Below are 19,272 nucleotides of genomic sequence, written 5' to 3' on the forward strand. Positions count from 1 at the left end.
TCTCTATTCGTTTAACCGACAAATGACCATGTAGTCATAATTACGGTTAATGTTACTAAACTGCGTTTTGTATTGCAACTTGTAGTGTTCAGGGGAAAATGACAATATTGTGAATCTTTCGCGTAATCTCTCATCACCCATGAAAAATAAAAAAACTGAACCAAAAGTATGGTTCAGCTTTTCGACTTATTGAAGGTTATTTCCAAACTGGGAAACAATTAAGTCCAACTTTTTAATTTTAGGTAGGTCATACCCTGGGAAGCGTTCGTCAAAATGATTAAATACCGGCTCTAATGCTTCTTCCTGTAACAATTCTTCATACGTTTTGAACGTATGCTGGTATTGTTCGATATACCGCTTCATTTTCTTATCAAACCCTGACAAATGGTAAGTAGAAGAGAAATCAAACGCTTTTACGATATCGCCATCGTACGTCGGGAAACTCGGATTTACCGTATGCAGCATCGATGTAGCCAGCGGGAACTGCATCGTTGGATTCCCTTTATGGTTCTTTATTTCGTAAAGACTCTTCGTGATTTGAACGATATTCGGTCGATCATATCCCCTTTGTTCCTCCATAAGTTTGAAGTAATATTCTTCAAACTCCTTTGTCAAACTTGGGTTGTCGAGACGAAAGAAGTGGCGGAAAATGAACTGATAGAGCGTATCATCAGGAACATAGGTGTCTTGAAAGACGGTATGAAGGTATAGATACACGTCCAATTTTTCCAGTGGAATCCGGTTCACCACTTTTTCATAGTCTTCCAATAATAAATCTTTCAAGTCATTCGCCGTTCTGTACTTCATCAATAATCACCTCAATTCGCTTATTCCACACATCTCAAACCAGGAAACTACTATTTGTAAAGATTGTATGAATATTTCTACTTCTATTTTACATAAGAGAATTGCATTTTCCAAAGGATTTCAGATATATGGTCAAATGAATATTAAATGAGGCGTCTTAGTTACACATATATTCAGGGTTTTATACTATATAAAGCAGGTCTCTTGGATCGCACTAATGGTTCTATTTCTATGTGCACCCTCATAAGAAAAAGCCGCTTAAGTCAGCGGCTTTTTCTTATTCGTTATTTTCCTCATCTTCTGCAGCATCGTCATCAGTCATACCATCTTGTGAGTCATCTGTGTTTCCGTCTGTTTTATCTTCTTGTTCCTTATCTTCCATCTCTTTATTTTCTTCATTTGTACCTTCATCCATATCCTCTTCCATGTCCTCATCCATGTCTTCTTCCATGTTTCCTTCATCATTGTTCTCTTCTTCCATATTTTCTTCCGTGTTGTTCTCTTCTTCTGTCGGTTCTTCCTCTGAGGCACAGGCACCAAGTAAAGAAATAGCGAAAAGGACGGCCAATAATTTAAGTGACAAATTCTTCATTCTTCTTCCTCCTTTTATTGGTGATTCGAACACTAGTATGTCCATGTACTGGAAAATCATCCACTAAAAAAAGGGACTGAAAATAAAAAGTTTGTTACACGCTGGCGTTGAATTTTCATAAGAAAGGAAACTAGTTATATAGTTATTATCTGGATGGATGCACGGGGATCTTATATGAAAGTAACGTACAGTTTTTTCACAAAGCCCACAATAAAAAAAGACCCGGAAGTTTCCGGATCTCTTTTCCTCTTATTTTAGGGCGAACATGATTTCTGCTTCACAGGCTACTTCCCCGTCTACAGATGCTGTTGCCTTCCCTTTCCCAATAGGTCCTTTCAAACGAACGATCTCCACCTCTAACTTAAGGCGGTCACCCGGCTTCACTTGACGTTTGAAGCGGCATTTATCAATACCAGTGAAGAAAGCTAATTTGCCTTGATTTTCTTCTTTTTTCAACATCGCGACCGCTCCCATTTGAGCGAGTGCTTCTGTAATCAAGACACCTGGCATTACAGGGTAATCTGGAAAGTGACCCTGGAAGAAAGGTTCATTTACTGTAACATTTTTGTATCCTACTGCCCGCTCGCCTTCGACCAATTCCTCTACCTGATCAATCAGTAAAAAAGGGTAACGGTGAGGGATAATTTCTTTAATCTGCTGGATGTCTAACATTTGTAAGCTCCTTTCAAACTATATGTACTCCTCCTATTATAATGGCTGGGTCCCTTAGGGACAAAGTTTTTCCCATTTTAGATAGACTGCCCTAATAAATCAAAGAAATCCTCCACGAAAATGATCGTAGAGGATTGTGAAGATATAGGATGTTAATTTACTTTAACCATAGACTCTGAAGACAGCGTCTGTTCGGAGCTCCCAGCTGTCTGAGTATGCCTCATTTCCCTCACTGGGCTCGAAGGACTTAACCAGAAGGTGTACCATGACCCTTCCTTAACAATTGGATCCAGATCAAACAGATCGTATCGACATTGTTTGGATATATCCGTTAATTCTTTCTTGTCAGGCAGGGCAAATAGATTAGAGTGGGCGATAAAGAAACTGTTAAACGCTGATGAAAAGGCTTCTCCCTGCTCCGTTTCATCAATAGGTGTGATGACAGAAATGAGACCATTCGGTTGTACATATTGATGAAGGTGACTAAGCAGCTGATGACGGTCTTCTGGGTGGATGTAGTGAAAGATATTGTGCAGAAGGACGACATCCACTTTTTCCCCGTCGCTGGGTTTCCAGCTATTGATATCACCAACTTGGAAATGGATATTAGGAAAGTCTTCAGACAAAGCCCTTGCCCGGTCCACAACCTTCTGATTAATGTCCACTCCAATCATCTCGACATCCGGAAATTCAGCCGCTAACTTCCGTAAATATCCCCCATGTCCACAACCAAGGTCGACTACGGACTGTACTTTCTTATCTCTGATCATCTTTTTAATCTTCTTAATAGCAAAGTGTTCCAGCAGCGCTGAAGTTTCAGCCACAATCCCTCCGTGGCGTTCATGATCAAACTCTGCACGTTCTTGAGACTTCATGATTGAAGGATATTTCAACATAGTCGGGATGTGCAGCTCCATCATCTCTTTTAATAATGCTTTGACTCCCGCGGATTGATCTTCCCCCATCAAACTTCCACACCTTTTTTTAGATGTACGATACCTTTGATTGGGCCTCTTCTTTAGATGTTTAACCGCCACCCCTACTTTGACCCATGAAGCCAGAAGGTCATATGGATAACCCGTCTTTTCACTAATCGTTTCAATCGTGCGGGCGGTTTTAAATTCATCAAACAATTTAAGCTCAGAACCTACATAAGCATGCCAGATTGGCAGAAACGATTCGTTTTTCTTCATCCATTTTCTGGCCTGCATGGCTGTAACCCATTCATTCATATGAATCTCCCTTTCCTGCTCATTTCCAAGGATAATCTTCCGCTTCAGAGAAAAGGTATTGATGCTGTTTTTGATCGGATACCTTTTTACGTCTCGGCGGCAGCATACTTCCTTGAATTGCTCGATCAATTAAAGTGAAATCCCATTTCCCAAGCCCTGATATATTAAGCATTTGCTTCACATGCAGGTAATCATCGTCGTAAATTCTTTGAACAGCACGCATTCGAAACTGCCGCCACCACTCATATTGGAAGGAATAAACGAGAGCCGATAAATGACTTAGCGTAAGTAAAAATTCGACCCTTGGTCTCCTGACATCTTCATAATAATGAAGGTATTGATCATAGGGGCGGTTTTCCTCTTTACACCAGGCCAGCAGTTCACCGAGTACATCTGCATCCTGAATGGCAAGGTTCATTCCTTCGCCGGCCATTGGATGCACTGTATGGGCAGCATCTCCAATAATGGCTAAATTTCCTGAGTAATAGCGATCCACATGGTACGTATATGGAATCATCAACTGGACGGTTTTCCAATCCTTGATACTCCTGACCCCTTCAGAAAGTTCAGGTTCAAGTTCACTATACGCCTGATAAAGATGTTCAAGACCCTTCTCTTGAATTCTTTTATACTCTCCGGCTTTAATAAGAAAAACTGTCCTGACTTCATTATCTGGGAGAGGGAATAAACCGAGAAAGCAGCTGGATGTTGTAATGACTTTTCCTTTTGTAAACGTTTCGGGCCGGGGAATTGTAACAGTAAGAAAGTGATGATTGTAGTCTTTACGGTTTACTTTTACATTCATAGCATCACGTGTAGGCGAGCTTCTTCCTTCTGCTCCTATGTACACGTCGGCCTGTATATAAGAAATATCTTTCTTATTCTTCACCTTCGCCATGCCGTTTTCAAAACCTAAGAATCTCGTCGCTGGAAGGTAATGAAAAAACTCTCCATATGATTTGGCCCTGCTTCTAAGAATCTCCTTTGTTTTTTCATGCGGGACCATGAGAGCATGATCATACACACTGGCCACACGCCCGTAATCCAATTCTGTAAGGTTCACTTCCTCCGGCGGTGATCCAGGGTTACGATGAACCTCCTGAAAACGCAGCTGATCGAGTACATGACCGTTTGCTTCCACCTCATCCAGAACTCCCAGCCTTTCCAAAATAGCCAGAGTCTTAGGCTGAAGAAGCTCCCCTTTATAAATGGGGGATTCTCTCTTTAACTGTTCCGCGAGAACCACGTGGACACCACGGCTGGCAAGCTTTGCGGCCAGAGCCAGTCCACCCACGCCGCCTCCGGCAATAAACACATCCGTCTGCAAGCTCTCCACCTCCCTTACTGGACAAAGTCTTTGTATGGTTTTATTTCCCTAATTACTCGTTTAAAAACATTTGGTCGTGTATTAAAGGTGCAGTTCATAAGTCGTTTTAATCCCCCTCTTACAGAAAGCTTTCCATATACAATTGGGCATTAAAAAACACGAGCCGTCAGCTCGTGTTTCGCATACAAAGGAAGGAACCACATATAATGTAGTAATTCCTTTTCTTTATGATTCTGTTTTGGTGACAATATTCCAAATGTGTTTCCACGTATCAAGATTCAGTGCATCCGTCGGATTACCGTCTCCGAGGACGCCATAACCGACCATCAACCCTATTAATAAGGCGATAGCACTGAAGAGAAGTACGAGGATAATACGAAGCCAGATCGGCAGGATACGACGACGCCCTTTCTTAGAAACGTTCTCTTTTCTTTCTGGTTTCTTGGACGACTTATCGTTGTTCACTGATTTCTGCTTTTCACGCGTATTCCCTTTCGCCTTTCCTTCCTGCTCTTTATTCAATTTCTTGCCTTTAGATTTAGGATCTGTCGCCATGGTCGTCAAACTCCTTACATTTATGATCTCAGCTGGTTCACAAGGCCCATCATCTGATCACCTGTAGTAATGGATTTAGCATTGAACTGATAGGCTCGCTGCGCCATCATTAATTCTGTCATTTGGTGAGCAGTGTCTACATTCGATTCTTCTAATGTTCCACTTTGCATTGTAACATTTTCAGCCTGGACTTCCTCTATCAAATTTGCAGGGTCGCTGCCATTGGGAATGCGGAAACGATTTTCCCCAACAAATGAAAGTAAGTGAGGACGGGTCGCTTCTATTACATTTAATCGACCTTCAACTACCTGCTGGTCTCCCCGTTCCACAACAACAGCACCATTTTCACGAATTGTGATCTCATTGAAATCGTCTTCGAATTCAATGTTCCCGCCATCTTCACCTGCTACCGGGTATCCATTAGCATCTGTCAGCATGACTTGTCCGCCATTTATAGGATTAAGGTAAAAGTTACCCGCACGCGTGTAGTGAGATTCAATCCCTTCGACTGTAGGAACGTTTAGTTCGAACAAATGGTTTTTGTTCAACAATGCAACGTCCAGTTCTCTCCCTGTACCTTTCAAACTTCCTTCACTTAAATCGACTTTCGTACTGCCAAGTTTCGCCCCTGCACCTACACGGATTCCAGCCGGGGTAGACCGTCCGACTTCTAAAGCCTCGTTTGTCTGATTGTCGATCTGCTGAGACAACAAGGATGAAAAATCAGCATTCCGGGTTTTATAACCAGTCGTCTGGCTGTTGGACAAGTTGTTTCCTATTAAGTCCATTTTCGTTTGAAGCTGCCCCATCGTTACCGCCGACTGGATCATTGAACGATTCATCATGCATGCCCCCTTTACCTCAATCTCCCTATTTCAGTCACTGCCTTCTGCATACTTTGATCGTATGCTTTTAATACTCGCTGGTTCATTTCAAATGACCGGTATGTATTCATCATTTCCGTCATCGTTCTATTCACATCGACGTTTGAATCCTCTAAGTAATTTTGACGGATGGTATACTCTATATTTTCATTGTCTCTAGCATTCACCATAGGCTCGGCATCCTCTTCAAGAACGAAAGCATCGTTTCCTTCCTTAGAAAGAACTGCTGTATTAGGAGAATAGGAAAGTCCCAGCGCTGTCGTTTGTCCATCGACAGTCAAGACCCCCTGGGAGGAAACGTTGAAATCCATTCCTTCTGTATTAATCGGGCTGCCAGCTTCATCAAGGACATTATACCCTTGATTGGTTGTTAAAAACCCTTCATCATCTACAGTGAAATTTCCGTTTCTTGAATATCTAACTTCACCAGACTCATTTTGCACATTAAAAAATACGGCTCCTGCATCGTCGGGGACTGTCCCCTGCACAAGAGCTAAATCTGTCTGCACACCTGTTTCCTTCATATTCCCTTGAGAGAAATTGGGGATCGATTCCTGCATGTATACACCTGTGTTAAGGGATCCTACATAGCTTCTAGTAGGTAATTTGGTTCCATTTACAATTGGAAGGGACTTACTTCCCATCTGCTCTACCAACATTTCAGGAAAAGCACGCATCGTCCCCTGCGCTTCCTTATACCCTGGTGTATAGGCATTTGCCATATTATTTGATAAGGTTTCCTGCATACGCTGATTCGCCATCATTCCTGCAGCAGCTGTGTAAAATCCTCTTAACATGGTGTATTCACTCCTTCCCAGACATCTCTGAAATTAAAACTTTGTAGAAATACGTTTGTCGATATTTTCAAGCATAATTCCCGTTCCCGTAGCTACACAATCCATAGGGGACTCAGCAACAAGAACCGGTACCTTCAACTCTTCAGCAAGCAGTTGATCGATTCCATGTAACAACGCTCCACCACCTGTCATAATGACACCACGATCGATGATGTCGGCAGACAATTCCGGCGGCGTCCGTTCCAATACTTGTTTAGCAGCCTGAATAATAACCTGGACAGACTCACGCAGGGACTTTTCAATTTCAGTAGAATTCACAGAAATGGTACGTGGCAGTCCCGAAACCATATCACGCCCCCGAATTTCTATTTCCTCATTTCTTGATCCAGGGAAAACGGTAGCGACACTGATTTTAATATTTTCAGCGGTACGCTCACCAATTAAAAGCTTATATTCTTTCTTAATATATTGGAGAATCTCATGATCAAACTTGTCACCGGCCATTTTAATAGAAGAAGCTGTGACGATATCTCCCATAGAAAGCACAGCAACATCGGTCGTACCCCCACCGATATCGACAACCATATTACCGCTTGGCTGGAAAATATCCATCCCCGCACCAATCGCAGCAACTTTAGGTTCCTCTTCTAAATATACCTTTTTACCTCCGGACTTCTCAGCCGCTTCTTTGATTGCTTTTTGCTCCACTTTTGTAATGTTTGTCGGGCAACAGATCAGCATGCGCGGTTTAGATAAGAAACCTCTCACGTTCGTTTTTTGAATAAAATGCTTGAGCATGGCTTCTGTAACATCGAAGTCAGCAATGACACCATCTTTCAATGGACGTATAGCTTCAATGTTTCCAGGTGTACGTCCTACCATTCTGCGAGCTTCTTCACCGACTTCAAGTACTTTACCTGTATTACGGTCCATGGCAACCACAGACGGTTCATTCAAAACTATTCCTTTACCTTTCACATGGATAAGCACGTTAGCTGTACCAAGGTCAATTCCTATATCTCTCGCAAACATGTCCTGTAGATCCTCCCTATTGTAAAAAACGTTATAGCCTCACCAAAAGACATAACGGACCATCGTAATCCGTTATGTTAAGAGGCAAGGGCACTCGAACTCTAAACTCAATAACTTATGTTTCCCAATTTTCATCCGTATATTTTCATTTATAGCATGACACATCTAATTCTATATTCTATCACAAAATTACGACATTCGTCTCATGGGAAATGAAAAAAGTTACCAAGTATTGAGGGAATTTAACAAAGGGAGGAGGACACCTTTATATAAGAGGCTGGACAGGTTGTTGATCATCCAGAAGTTGTGACTTGTACTTTCTTCTTGTCGCTTCTCCACCACGCAAGTGACGAATTTCCTTATGGTGGTCAAGGATCTTCTTCACTTCTTTCGCAAGTTCCGGATTCACCTCTGGTAGCCTTTCTGTTAAATCTTTATGCACCGTACTTTTAGAAACGCCAAACTCTTTGGCGATCACTCTTACCGTTTTTTTCGTTTCAATAATGTGCTCTCCAATCTTGATGGTCCTCTCTTTGATGTAATCATGCACTCCACTCGCCTCCTGTGATTGACTATCCAAGGGGGTGGGCTTAATAGGAAAGCGCTTCTAATAGAACATGTGGGTGGTTTACTCTGGATGTCTTCTCATGTGGGTTCACCCTGGATGTGACCGAGTGCTCGGTTATCCTCATTGTATTAATAAAAGTGCTAAGATATGTCATACGATGCATAAGGAACTGTAATTTCTTCCATACTATGTACATCATTTTTCTAATCTTCACTGAAGTGCACTTACATGCTGTGAAAATATTCGGTTCCTATGGTATGTCTTCACTTATCTATTGTTCAGTAAATCTGCTTGAACCACAAAAAAAATGAGGGCATGGCCCTCATTTTTTAAGCTTGAGTATTAGAGATGGATGAAGCACTTTCCTCATCTGGAGTCTGCTCTTCATCTTCAGACTCTGGAGCATCTTCATCGCTGTTCATTTCATCTTCTTCTGCAGGTTGATCTGCATCTTCTTTAGGCTCTTCTGATGGTGTCTGTACATCTTCCTGAGCTTCATCTGATGCAGCCTCTTCCTTAGCTTGTTCAATAATCTTGCTCATTGGTTGACCGAAGAAATCTTCCGGGTTGACCGGCTGACCGTCACTGCGCACTTCAAAGTGTACATGAACGCCGCTTGCTTGTCCGAAAGAATTCCGGCCCGCTGAACCAAGAACATCACCTTGAGCAACATCAGATCCTGCTAAAACTTCGACATCTTCTAAACTAGCATACACAGTCGAAACATTTTCATCATGTGTGATTTCTATTACATTGCCGTATAGCGGATCTTCTTTTACTTCAGTGACTGTTCCTGACAGAGCAGCTGTAACTTCAAAAGCTTCTCCATCTTCTCTAGTAATATCTACGCCTTCACTTTGGTAGTATTTATTGTTGTATAGGACCAGTGCACTTTCTTGATCTTGCTCAGAAGCGTTATAATCATAGAATTTAGTGACAATGGAAGCTGCTTTTTCGTCAGCTACTGGCATTTGAATATTTTCTTGATGATCCATAACAGGGACAGAATCTTTCTCATTGTCCGTTGTCAAAAATTCATCTTGAACCTTTGAATCAGGTTGTTCAGCGATTTGATCTTCTAAATCACTGGCTCCCTGTTGATACCAGAATACTCCCACAAGCACGAGTGCTGCCACCGACAAATACAAAGCTGGATACAACCATTTCTTGCGCATCAAGCGTTTAAACTTTAATTTAGTCACGCTTTTTTTACCTTCCTCTTTCATGTTCATCACCTCAAAAACCATTCTGAACACATATTGGATAATCTATACATAAAGAGGAAAAAATTATTAAACAAAAATGAAAACTTTCTCATAATCAAGCGAATTCCTATTCTAACCTGTCGCTTAAGGCCTCACGTAAAGAGTTTCAGCTTTGCAGGGATATTAATTTCTATAGAAAAAAGGATGCCGGGGGATCCCGGCATCCTTTTTTCTGATGGACAGTTCTTAATTAACTGGTTTATTTTCACCTGGAGATAAAGCTGCTGTTTGAGTGCTTAATGGAGATATTTCTGTATTTTGATAATAATGAGCAATGATGTCTTTGTATCCTTTTCCTGTCTTCGCCATTCCATTAGCCCCATACTGACTCATCCCCACACCATGACCATAGCCTTTAGTTGTGAAAATTACGTGGTCCCCTTTTTGTTGAATAGAGAAATCACTGGAAGATAATCCAAACTTTTCACGGATTTCCCTGCCTGTAAATGTGTGGTCAGCAATATGAACCTCATCTACACGGTTCCCCTCTGTCTTCGTCATGGTGGTGTCTTCAATCATACTTCCAAGGGAAATCCCCAAGGTTTGTTCCACCTCTGCAACAGTGACAATCTTTTGATCTGCAAACTTCGGTGACTCCTGATCCCATGGACTTTCTACACTTTTCAAATAAGGAATATCCTGTCCCCAGTAGTCCCCTGCATTTTCTGTATAACCGTTGCTTGTTGAAAAGAAAGAAGCTGTGATGGGTTTATGATCATACGTGATAATTTCTCCTTTGGTAGCCGTCACAGCTTCATTGATTTTTGCCATATTTTCCGTAAAATTCTCTTTCCAAAGGCTCCTCAATTCATTCTCATCTTTATATACCTGATGAGTGACTGTGTCTGTTACATCCGCTTCTCCTGAAACCTTTTCCCCCTGTACAATATGCTGGGTGATATAAGTCCTTGCAGCAAGTGCTTGTGCTTTTAAAGCTTCAACCTCAAAATTTACAGGCATCTCTGAAGCAACAACCCTTGCTACATAAGTTTCCAAAGGTACGTCTTCCACTTGTTCAGAACTGCTTCTCCATACTTTCACAGAAAAAGGGGCGTCTTCCAGGGTGGTCACTTGTTCTTTGTGTGCCGTTTCTTCCACTCTTTCCATACTGCCGGAATTCGTAAAAGGAACGACGATCAATGTTGGTAGTACGAGTATTGTAACAAGTAAGCCGCTTACAGCCAGTATTCCGATCCCATTGTTTTTTTTCATCCGCATCCTCCTGGTCACATAGTAGATCCCTCTACTAAAATGTATCCAAAAATGGAAGATGATAGAACAAAAAATGCCTGCCTATTTCAAAAATATTGAAACAGGCAGGCTATTATGATGTATATATTATAATGTCGATACAGATTCGCTCGGTTCATGGTCTTCGTTGTATACATCTTCTTCTTTTACGCGTTCGATGTCTGCGCCAAGCTGAGCCAGCTTTTCAGTAAAGTTCACATAGCCACGGTCCAAGTGCTTAAGTTCGGTCACTCTTGTGTAGCCATCAGCAACTAATCCAGCCAGGATCAATGCTGCACCTGCTCTTAAATCAGTAGCAGCGACTTCAGCTCCCTGCAGGGAAGATGGACCATCAATAATAACACTGCGTCCCTCAATTTTAAGCTTCGCGTTCATGCGGCGAAATTCTTCCACGTGCATAAAGCGGTTCTCAAAAACCGTTTCCGTAATGACACTCGTTCCTGCTGCATTCAGCATAAGTGACATCATCTGGGACTGCATATCTGTCGGAAAGCCTGGATGTGGCATGGTTTTAATATCTGTAGCTTTCAAAATATCAGGTCCAATGACACGAAGACCTTCTCCTTCTTCCTTAATAACTACGCCCATCTCTTCCATTTTAGAAACAAGAGGACGTAAGTGTTCATGCATGGCACCTTTAACAAGGACATTGCCTCCCGTAATAGCTGCAGCTACCATAAACGTACCTGCTTCAATACGGTCAGGAATAATTGTGTGCTCCGCCCCTGTCAGCTTTTCAGCACCTACGATTCTGATTGTCTCTGTTCCAGCTCCGACGATGTCTGCGCCCATCTTATTCAAATAGTTCGCAAGATCAACAATCTCCGGCTCTTTTGCACAGTTCTCAAGAATCGTCGTACCATCGGCAAGCGCCGCAGCCATCATGACGTTTTCTGTAGCTCCTACACTAGGAACATCAAAGTAGATCTTGGCCCCTTTAAGACGACCTTTAACTTCAGCTTCGATATAGCCATTGCCTACAGTCACGTGTGCGCCCATAGCTTCGAAACCTTTTAAGTGCTGGTCAATTGGACGTGAACCAATAGCACATCCGCCTGGTAAGGCAACCTTAGCATGGCCATACCGGGCCAAAAGTGGTCCCAGTACAAGAACAGAGGCACGCATTTTCCTCACATACTCTATAGGGGCTTCTGTTGTTAATTTATCAGAAGCGTCAACAGTAACGGTATTTCCCACCATATTGACATCTGCGTTCATATGTCGGATTACTTCATTAATCGTATATACATCAGCTAAAGCAGGTACTTCGTGTAGTATACTTTTTCCTTCACTTGCAATAATACTTGCTGCGATGACAGGCAGTACGGCATTCTTGGCACCTTCTGCTTTCACGGTACCGTTCAGCTGCCTCCCACCACGGACGATGATTTTTTCCAAGGTTCATTCTCCTCCGCGTCCATATTCACTATTATTAATATTCAGCAGTTATAATGGGTGTGCCAATAGTGATGGTTGTCTCTCCGCCCAAAGTTCTGGTGGAGAATTGGACATTCATTAATTGTTCACCTAAAGGTATTGACTGTCCCCACTCTTTTGTTATGCCGGATCTGCTGGTCCAGCCTTTTTCGTCGACTTCATCTATAGTTGCTACGTTGTATGCTTCTTTGAATTTTTTATACACTAAAACATCGTCTATCATACCATTTTTACTTGCCTTTAGACAAGTGAAAATGGTAACAGATTCACCGAAGAGTCGACTTTTAACGTCATTTAACTGCAAGGACAGCTCCTTTGCTAATGGTGGTGTTCCCTGTCCTTTAATGGTGTAAACCATTTCTATCTTACTTTTACTATTTTTGGGTGAAACCATGGTATAAGTTTCGACGATTTCTTCATTTTTCTGACGGTCCGTTACAATATACTTGTCTGCCTGCATTGATTGATCTGTTTCAATCACTGGATTGACAAATGAAGATAAAATTCTCCGTTTCTTCTCCTCTGCCTCACTCCAGGATATTTTTTGTTTCATTGTAATCGTCCACTCATTTACTGTTAGCTGCTTATCCACAGCAAATGACGCGAATTTCATTAACGGCTCAACATCCCCTGTCATTTCCTGTGGATAAGCACCTGCACTTAAAATTAATAAAGCAATAATTCCAGCAAAAATACTCTTAACCATAACCATGCCTCCCCAAGCATTGACTTACTATAAGTTTGACCTGAGAAGAACATAATCATACGAAACAATTCCTAACAACATTAGACAAATAACCATCCACTCAGAATAGGTAAATAAGACTATTTGACCACGAAAGAAAGTCTAAGAAGAAATTGCTCACTGTTGTTCCTAAAGCAATGGTAATCATAATCAGCAAAGCTCGCGCTTCAAACACTCGATTCTTTCTCAAAAAGGCATCAAAATTGACAGACTGAAGCACCCTCCAGGTAATTATGATGAAAATCAAGTGAGAGGTCATACTTAAAACAGCCTCTTCTGCGAAATATTGTTCCAAGATGTTCCCTCCTTTTCGTTGGGATCATGGGTGTTGTCGATTTTTGAATTTCAACCACTCTATAAAAGCAGGTGACGACAAAAGAGTAAGCATACCTCTTTATTTCCCGGGGAATATTCAGGATAACACTTCTTTTTGACATTGTATCCTATCAAAAAATGTCAACAGAAGCTCCGGAATCAACACTTTAGCATTCAATCTTTTCACAAAAAAACTGCTCTCAAGAAGAAAGCAGCTTAGAAGTTGTTCTCATAAACATCCAAACGATTAATGGCTCGTTTAAGGGCCAATTCAGCCCGTTGGAAATCAATGTCGTCTTGCTTGTCCTGCATGCGGCGCTCGGCACGTTCTTTTGCCATACGGGCACGATCGATATCGATATCCGCAGGCTTTTCCGCTGATTGAGCAAGGATCGTCACTTTGTCTGGACGAACTTCCAAAAAGCCGCCACTAACTGCGATACGATCTGATTTGCCTTCCCCTTTAAGACGAATAGCGCTGATTGTCAGAGGGGCAACCATCGGAATGTGACCTGGAAGAATTCCAAGTTCACCGCTTTCCGCCTTACAGCTGACCATTTCAAATGCATCTTCCAACACCGGGCCATCAGGAGTGACTACACTCACCGTCAGTGTGCTCATACGTATTCCTCCTTGGCTGATCATGAAGAGGAAGAGGAACTCTGTTCAAGCCCCTCTCTCCTTCAGACCTGTTTATTGCATTTGTTTTGATTTTTCAACGACTTCTTCGATTCGTCCAACTAGACGGAACGCATCCTCAGGAAGATCGTCATATTTGCCGTCAAGGATTTCCTTGAAGCCTTTCACTGTTTCTGAAACAGGCACATAAGAACCAGGCTGGCCTGTGAACTGTTCAGCAACGTGGAAGTTCTGAGATAGGAAGAATTGAACACGACGTGCACGGGACACCGTCAATTTATCCTCATCAGACAGCTCATCCATACCTAGAATCGCAATGATATCTTGAAGTTCTTTATATCTCTGAAGCGTACGCTGAACCTCACGTGCAACTTCATAGTGCTCATTCCCTACAATTTCAGGGTCTAAAGCGCGGGAAGTTGAAGCGAGTGGATCCACGGCTGGGTAAATCCCCTGTTCAGAAAGCTTACGCTCAAGGTTGGTCGTTGCATCCAAGTGTGCGAAAGTAGTCGCAGGCGCGGGGTCCGTATAGTCATCGGCAGGGACATAAATCGCCTGGATGGAAGTAACGGAACCTTTGTCTGTTGACGTGATTCGCTCCTGAAGCTGACCCATCTCTGTTGCCAGCGTCGGCTGGTAACCAACAGCTGATGGCATACGGCCAAGAAGGGCAGATACTTCAAGACCACCCTGTGTGAAACGGAAAATGTTATCGATAAAGAATAGTACATCCTGACCTTCTTCATCACGGAAGTACTCCGCCATCGTCAGACCAGATAGCGCAACACGCATACGGGCACCAGGCGGCTCGTTCATTTGACCAAATACCATGGCCGTTTTCTTAATTACACCAGAATCTGTCATTTCATAGTAAAGGTCGTTTCCTTCACGTGTACGCTCACCAACACCTGCGAATACGGAAATACCTCCGTGTTCCTGCGCGATGTTATTGATTAATTCCTGGATCAGTACGGTTTTACCTACACCGGCACCACCGAACAAACCGATCTTACCACCTTTTACATACGGGGCAAGAAGGTCTACGACTTTAATTCCTGTTTCAAGAATTTCTGTCTCTGTAGCCAGGTTTTCAAATACAGGCGCCGCACGGTGAATCGGGTCACGACGTACGTCATTACCTAGTGGCTCATCAAGGTCGATGGTTTCACCTTCTACGTTAAATACACGTCCCAGAGTCACATCCCCTACAGGTACAGAAATGGGTTTACCTGTATCCGTAACTCCAGTACCACGCATGACACCATCGGTAGATGACATGGCAACGGTACGAACGGTATTGTCACCCAGGTGCAGGGCAACTTCTAGCGTAAGATCGACGCTTTTTTCGTTTTCATTTTTCGCTTCGTAACTTACGTGCAATGCGTTATTAAGATCAGGGAGCTGTCCATCGTCGAACGTTACGTCCACAACGGGTCCCATGATTTGGGTCACGCGTCCATTACTCATCGATTTCCCTCCTAACTTACTGTTCAAAAATCTGAGAGTTCCTATTCGAGGGCAGCTGCACCGCCGACAATTTCAGTAATCTCCTGGGTAATAGCAGCTTGACGGGCACGGTTATAAGAAAGAGTTAAGTCTCCGATCAAATCATCAGCATTATCGGTCGCACTCTTCATCGCCGTCATACGTGCTGCATGCTCACTTGCTTTACTATCGAGTAAAGCGCCATAGATTAAGCTCTCAGCGTATTGAGGAAGCAAGACTTCTAAGATCTCTTCTTGGCTCGGTTCATACTCGTACGAGCTTCGACTTGCTTTCCCCTCTTTATTCAAGTCCGTCAGTGGAAGAATCTTCTTCTCCGTCACTTCTTGAGTGATGGCACTGACATAATGGTTGTAATAAATATAGAGCTGATCAATTTTTTCATCTGTGTACAGTTGTACAGTATTTGAAGCGATATCTTTGATGTCAGAGAAGTCCGGTTGATCAGACACTCCCGTAATGTCCATATCCACAGGCATGTTGCGTTTACGGAAGAAGTCACGCCCGATTCGTCCGATTGTAATCAAGGAGTATTCATCCGCGGACGTATGCTGGCTTCGGATCTGCTGATACACCTTACGAAGAACACTGCTGTTAAACGCTCCTGCAAGTCCACGGTCTGATGTAATGATTAAATAACCCGTCTTCTTGACATCACGCGCTTCAAGCATTGGGTGTCTTGCATCACCGCCGCCCTGGGCAATACTTCCTACAACTTCCTGGATTTTTTCACTGTAGGGAACAAACCTTTTTGCGTTTTGTTCCGCACGGTTCAACTTGGAAGCTGAAACCATTTCCATCGCTTTTGTAATCTGTTTCGTCTTTTTCGTTGACGTAATCCGACCTTTAATGTCTCTAAGGGATGCCACGCTGTTTCACCACCCTTTCTAGCTATGATTCATTTATTCAGAAACAACAAATGTTTTCTTGAATTCTTTCACAGCACCACTCATATCTTCGTCATCAGCAAGTTTACCTGTTTCACGAATTTGAGATAGAAGTTCTTTACGGTTGTTATCCAACCAGTTGTGGAACTCTGACTCGAAACGAGTGACATCTTCTACTGGAACATCATCTAAGAAACCTTTTGTCAGTGCATAAATGATCATGACTTGTTTTTCGACCGCTAATGGTTGGTGAAGGCCCTGTTTAAGTACCTCAACCGTACGCGCACCACGGTTCAGCTTGGCTTGTGTTGATTTGTCCAGATCAGATCCGAACTGAGCAAAAGCTTCAAGTTCACGATAAGATGCTAAGTCAAGACGCAAAGTACCGGCTACTTTCTTCATTGCTTTAATCTGTGCAGAACCACCAACACGTGATACAGATAGTCCGGCGTTAATCGCTGGACGTACCCCTGAGAAGAACAAGTCGGACTGCAGGAATATTTGACCATCTGTGATGGAAATTACGTTGGTAGGGATATAAGCAGAGATATCACCTGCTTGAGTTTCTACGAAAGGAAGGGCAGTTAAAGACCCTCCGCCTTTAGCATCACTTAGTTTAGCCGCACGCTCTAGTAAACGGGAGTGCAGATAGAATACATCCCCTGGGAATGCCTCACGACCTGGAGGACGACGCAGCAGCAAGGAAAGCTCACGATAGGCAGCCGCCTGCTTAGAAAGGTCATCATATACAACAAGTACATGTTTACCGTTGTACATGAAGTCTTCACCTAGAGATACGCCCGCATATGGAGCAAGGTAAAGAAGTGGTGCCGGCTGAGAAGCACTGGCAGTAACTACGATTGTGTAGTCTAGTGCGCCATGACGACGTAATGTTTCTACTGTTCCACGAACGGTAGATTCTTTTTGTCCAATAGCAACATAGATGCAAATCATATCCTGGTCGTGCTGGTTCAAGATAGCATCGATCGCAACTGATGTTTTACCAGTCTGACGGTCACCGATGATTAATTCACGCTGTCCACGGCCAATTGGAACAAGAGCGTCGATCGCTTTGATTCCAGTTTGAAGTGGCTCATCAACGGATTTACGATCCATAACACCTGGGGCAGGTGACTCAATTGGACGCGTTCTTGTCGTTTCGATTGGTCCGCGGCCATCGACCGGTTGTCCAAGCGGGTTAACGACTCTTCCTAACATTTCTTCCCCTACAGGAACCTGCATGATGCGTCCTGTACGACGAACCTCGTCGCCTTCTTTAATATCTGTGTATGGTCCAAGGATGACAAGACCTACGTTATTTTCCTCAAGGTTTTGTGCAAGACCCATAACACCATTTGAAAATTCAACAAGCTCTCCAGCCATGACATTGTCAAGACCATGAGCACGTGCGATACCGTCACCTACTTCGATAACTGTACCAACATCTTTGACTTCTATTTCAGTCTCATAGTTTTCAATTTGCTGTTTAATCAGCGCACTGATTTCTTCAGCTTTGATGCTCATGCTATTTCACCCCTATCATCTTTTATTCGATACTAGTTCACGTTCCATACGGCTTAACTTGCCGCTTACTGAACCATCGAAAATTCGATTCCCAATTCTGACGCGAATGCCGCCAAGCAAAGAAGAATCAATTATATTTGTAATGTTCAAGGATTGCTTTTCTACTTTTGGAGCAAATGTTTTAGAAATTTGCTGCTTTTCCTCATCGGAAAGTTCCCGTACAGAGTAAACGGTAGCTTCAGCTATACCTTTTTGATCAGCGATCTTAGTTAAGTATTCACTAATGATATCTAAGATCAAATCTTCTCTATGACGGTCTACGAGGAGGTTCAACGTGTTCAACACTTCAGTTGTCATGCCCTGAAATGATTTCGAAAATACACGTTTTTTATCTTCCGTCGTAATCTTCGGATGCTTTAAAAATGTGTATACGGAAGAGTTCCCACGGAGAACTTGTCTTACTGTTTTTAACTCTTCTCCGATTTGATCGACTTTCTTTCGTTCCTGAGCAAGTTGAAAAAGGGCTTGTGCATAGCGCTTCGCAACGACTGTGCCACTCATCGTTCTTCTCCCGCTTCACTGATGTATTGCTGGATCAGATGATCTTGATCCTCTTTCGAAAGCTCTTTTTCAATAACTTTGGACGCAATCATCACAGACATAGAAGCAACCTGATCTTTAAGCGACTGGATTGCCTTTTCCTTCTCTTGAACAATCTCTTGTTTCGCATTTTCTTTCATTCGGTCTGCTTCCGTACGAGCAGATTGAATGATGGATTGCTCCTGTTGAGTAGCTGTTTTTCGTGCATCCTCTATAATCTTTTGCGCATCCTGCCTTGTCTTTTTCAACTCTTCTGAAGCTTCACGCTGCATTCTTTGAGCTTCTTCACGACTCTTTTCAGCCGTGTCTATTTCGTTCGAGATATAATCTTCTCGTTCTTTCATCATATTCATGAAAGGTCCCCAGGCGAATTTCTTAAGTAACGCTAATAGAACGATGAAAAGAACCAATTGCACGATCATATCACCGAGGTTAAGTCCGCCTTCAGCACCGAGAACTAACATATTAGTAAAAGTCTGCACCTTGCTCACTCCTTTCAACACCCCTAAGGGGCTCTACATAACAAAAACCCGGCTTAAAGGTTTAAGTCGAAGTTTTAATTCTCAAGAAATGGGTAAATAGAGTTTGGCTGATGTATAGAAGATGGCGAAGAAATTTTTCGCTTCGCCATCACTCTCAC

At 42.7% G+C, this 19,272-nt stretch carries 21 protein-coding genes; all 21 read right to left on the minus strand.

Features of this window, described 5'->3' with window-relative positions; genetic code table 11:
* Window positions 1-186 precede the first annotated feature (186 nt).
* On the minus strand, window positions 187-807 hold the full coding sequence (locus LC036_RS09230) for a hypothetical protein (protein WP_226581364.1): 621 nt from the start codon (window positions 805-807) through the stop codon (window positions 187-189).
* Window positions 808-1,084: 277 nt separating this feature from the next.
* Entirely contained in the window at window positions 1,085-1,399 is a 315-nt protein-coding gene (locus LC036_RS09235) for a hypothetical protein (RefSeq protein ID WP_226581366.1), read from the minus strand.
* A 249-nt stretch (window positions 1,400-1,648) separates the two neighbouring features.
* The gene (gene fabZ / locus LC036_RS09240; protein ID WP_226581369.1) at window positions 1,649-2,071 is read right to left on the minus strand and encodes a 3-hydroxyacyl-ACP dehydratase FabZ; all 423 of its coding nucleotides are present in this window, start codon (window positions 2,069-2,071) and stop codon (window positions 1,649-1,651) included.
* Window positions 2,072-2,223: 152 nt separating this feature from the next.
* Window positions 2,224-3,303, minus strand: a complete 1,080-nt coding sequence (locus LC036_RS09245) for a class I SAM-dependent methyltransferase (RefSeq protein WP_226581372.1) — start codon at window positions 3,301-3,303, stop codon at window positions 2,224-2,226.
* A gap of 19 nt (window positions 3,304-3,322) precedes the next feature.
* A complete protein-coding gene (locus tag LC036_RS09250; RefSeq protein WP_226581374.1) occupies window positions 3,323-4,639 on the minus strand; it encodes an FAD-dependent oxidoreductase in 1,317 nt (438 codons plus the stop codon).
* A gap of 216 nt (window positions 4,640-4,855) precedes the next feature.
* On the minus strand, window positions 4,856-5,185 hold the full coding sequence (locus tag LC036_RS09255) for a DNA-directed RNA polymerase subunit beta (protein WP_226581377.1): 330 nt from the start codon (window positions 5,183-5,185) through the stop codon (window positions 4,856-4,858).
* A 20-nt stretch (window positions 5,186-5,205) separates the two neighbouring features.
* Window positions 5,206-6,027 carry a flagellar hook-basal body protein gene (locus LC036_RS09260; protein WP_226581380.1) on the minus strand — a complete coding sequence of 274 codons (822 nt, stop codon included), beginning with the start codon at window positions 6,025-6,027 and terminating at the stop codon, window positions 5,206-5,208.
* 14 nt (window positions 6,028-6,041) lie between these two features.
* Window positions 6,042-6,866, minus strand: coding sequence for a flagellar hook-basal body protein (locus tag LC036_RS09265; RefSeq protein ID WP_226581382.1), 825 nt, complete (start codon window positions 6,864-6,866; stop codon window positions 6,042-6,044).
* A gap of 33 nt (window positions 6,867-6,899) precedes the next feature.
* Window positions 6,900-7,898, minus strand: coding sequence for a rod shape-determining protein (locus LC036_RS09270; RefSeq protein ID WP_226581384.1), 999 nt, complete (start codon window positions 7,896-7,898; stop codon window positions 6,900-6,902).
* A gap of 265 nt (window positions 7,899-8,163) precedes the next feature.
* Complete coding sequence (spoIIID, locus tag LC036_RS09275) at window positions 8,164-8,448, minus strand: sporulation transcriptional regulator SpoIIID (RefSeq protein WP_226581386.1); 285 nt, start codon at window positions 8,446-8,448, stop codon at window positions 8,164-8,166.
* Between the two features lie 347 nt (window positions 8,449-8,795).
* Window positions 8,796-9,668, minus strand: coding sequence for a peptidoglycan DD-metalloendopeptidase family protein (locus tag LC036_RS09280; RefSeq protein WP_226581389.1), 873 nt, complete (start codon window positions 9,666-9,668; stop codon window positions 8,796-8,798).
* A 249-nt stretch (window positions 9,669-9,917) separates the two neighbouring features.
* A complete protein-coding gene (spoIID, locus tag LC036_RS09285; RefSeq protein ID WP_226581391.1) occupies window positions 9,918-10,943 on the minus strand; it encodes a stage II sporulation protein D in 1,026 nt (341 codons plus the stop codon).
* A 126-nt stretch (window positions 10,944-11,069) separates the two neighbouring features.
* The gene (gene murA / locus LC036_RS09290; protein ID WP_226581393.1) at window positions 11,070-12,380 is read right to left on the minus strand and encodes a UDP-N-acetylglucosamine 1-carboxyvinyltransferase; all 1,311 of its coding nucleotides are present in this window, start codon (window positions 12,378-12,380) and stop codon (window positions 11,070-11,072) included.
* A 34-nt stretch (window positions 12,381-12,414) separates the two neighbouring features.
* Window positions 12,415-13,125, minus strand: a complete 711-nt coding sequence (locus tag LC036_RS09295) for a YwmB family TATA-box binding protein (protein ID WP_226581397.1) — start codon at window positions 13,123-13,125, stop codon at window positions 12,415-12,417.
* Between the two features lie 100 nt (window positions 13,126-13,225).
* Window positions 13,226-13,459: a DUF1146 family protein gene (locus LC036_RS09300; RefSeq protein ID WP_226581400.1), complete on the minus strand. Its 234-nt coding sequence runs from the start codon at window positions 13,457-13,459 to the stop codon at window positions 13,226-13,228.
* Between the two features lie 236 nt (window positions 13,460-13,695).
* Entirely contained in the window at window positions 13,696-14,100 is a 405-nt protein-coding gene (locus tag LC036_RS09305) for a F0F1 ATP synthase subunit epsilon (protein ID WP_226581402.1), read from the minus strand.
* Window positions 14,101-14,172: 72 nt separating this feature from the next.
* The gene (gene atpD / locus LC036_RS09310) at window positions 14,173-15,585 is read right to left on the minus strand and encodes a F0F1 ATP synthase subunit beta (RefSeq protein WP_226581405.1); all 1,413 of its coding nucleotides are present in this window, start codon (window positions 15,583-15,585) and stop codon (window positions 14,173-14,175) included.
* A gap of 41 nt (window positions 15,586-15,626) precedes the next feature.
* Window positions 15,627-16,490, minus strand: coding sequence for a F0F1 ATP synthase subunit gamma (locus LC036_RS09315; RefSeq protein ID WP_226581407.1), 864 nt, complete (start codon window positions 16,488-16,490; stop codon window positions 15,627-15,629).
* 33 nt (window positions 16,491-16,523) lie between these two features.
* Window positions 16,524-18,032: a F0F1 ATP synthase subunit alpha gene (atpA, locus tag LC036_RS09320; RefSeq protein WP_226581409.1), complete on the minus strand. Its 1,509-nt coding sequence runs from the start codon at window positions 18,030-18,032 to the stop codon at window positions 16,524-16,526.
* 15 nt (window positions 18,033-18,047) lie between these two features.
* Window positions 18,048-18,593, minus strand: coding sequence for a F0F1 ATP synthase subunit delta (locus tag LC036_RS09325; RefSeq protein ID WP_226581410.1), 546 nt, complete (start codon window positions 18,591-18,593; stop codon window positions 18,048-18,050).
* Window positions 18,590-19,114 carry a F0F1 ATP synthase subunit B gene (locus LC036_RS09330; RefSeq protein WP_226581411.1) on the minus strand — a complete coding sequence of 175 codons (525 nt, stop codon included), beginning with the start codon at window positions 19,112-19,114 and terminating at the stop codon, window positions 18,590-18,592. Before LC036_RS09330 ends, LC036_RS09325 begins: the two co-directional genes overlap by 4 nt.
* Window positions 19,115-19,272: the final 158 nt, after the last annotated feature.

Origin of the sequence: Halobacillus litoralis (genome assembly GCF_020524025.1) — a bacterium.
GTDB lineage: Bacteria > Bacillota > Bacilli > Bacillales > Halobacillaceae > Halobacillus > Halobacillus litoralis_D.

Coding starts and splice junctions, on each gene's coding strand:
- LC036_RS09260 (WP_226581380.1), bottom strand. CDS start 6,027: ATGAATCGTTCAATGATCCAGTCGGCGGTAACGATGGGGCAGCTTCAA.
- LC036_RS09270 (WP_226581384.1), bottom strand. CDS start 7,898: ATGTTTGCGAGAGATATAGGAATTGACCTTGGTACAGCTAACGTGCTT.
- atpA (WP_226581409.1), bottom strand. CDS start 18,032: ATGAGCATCAAAGCTGAAGAAATCAGTGCGCTGATTAAACAGCAAATT.
- spoIID (WP_226581391.1), bottom strand. CDS start 10,943: ATGAAAAAAAACAATGGGATCGGAATACTGGCTGTAAGCGGCTTACTT.
- LC036_RS09305 (WP_226581402.1), bottom strand. CDS start 14,100: ATGAGCACACTGACGGTGAGTGTAGTCACTCCTGATGGCCCGGTGTTG.
- LC036_RS09325 (WP_226581410.1), bottom strand. CDS start 18,593: ATGAGTGGCACAGTCGTTGCGAAGCGCTATGCACAAGCCCTTTTTCAA.
- LC036_RS09245 (WP_226581372.1), bottom strand. CDS start 3,303: ATGAATGAATGGGTTACAGCCATGCAGGCCAGAAAATGGATGAAGAAA.
- fabZ (WP_226581369.1), bottom strand. CDS start 2,071: ATGTTAGACATCCAGCAGATTAAAGAAATTATCCCTCACCGTTACCCT.
- LC036_RS09255 (WP_226581377.1), bottom strand. CDS start 5,185: ATGGCGACAGATCCTAAATCTAAAGGCAAGAAATTGAATAAAGAGCAG.
- LC036_RS09265 (WP_226581382.1), bottom strand. CDS start 6,866: ATGTTAAGAGGATTTTACACAGCTGCTGCAGGAATGATGGCGAATCAG.
- LC036_RS09235 (WP_226581366.1), bottom strand. CDS start 1,399: ATGAAGAATTTGTCACTTAAATTATTGGCCGTCCTTTTCGCTATTTCT.
- atpD (WP_226581405.1), bottom strand. CDS start 15,585: ATGAGTAATGGACGCGTGACCCAAATCATGGGACCCGTTGTGGACGTA.
- LC036_RS09230 (WP_226581364.1), bottom strand. CDS start 807: ATGAAGTACAGAACGGCGAATGACTTGAAAGATTTATTATTGGAAGAC.
- LC036_RS09295 (WP_226581397.1), bottom strand. CDS start 13,125: ATGGTTAAGAGTATTTTTGCTGGAATTATTGCTTTATTAATTTTAAGT.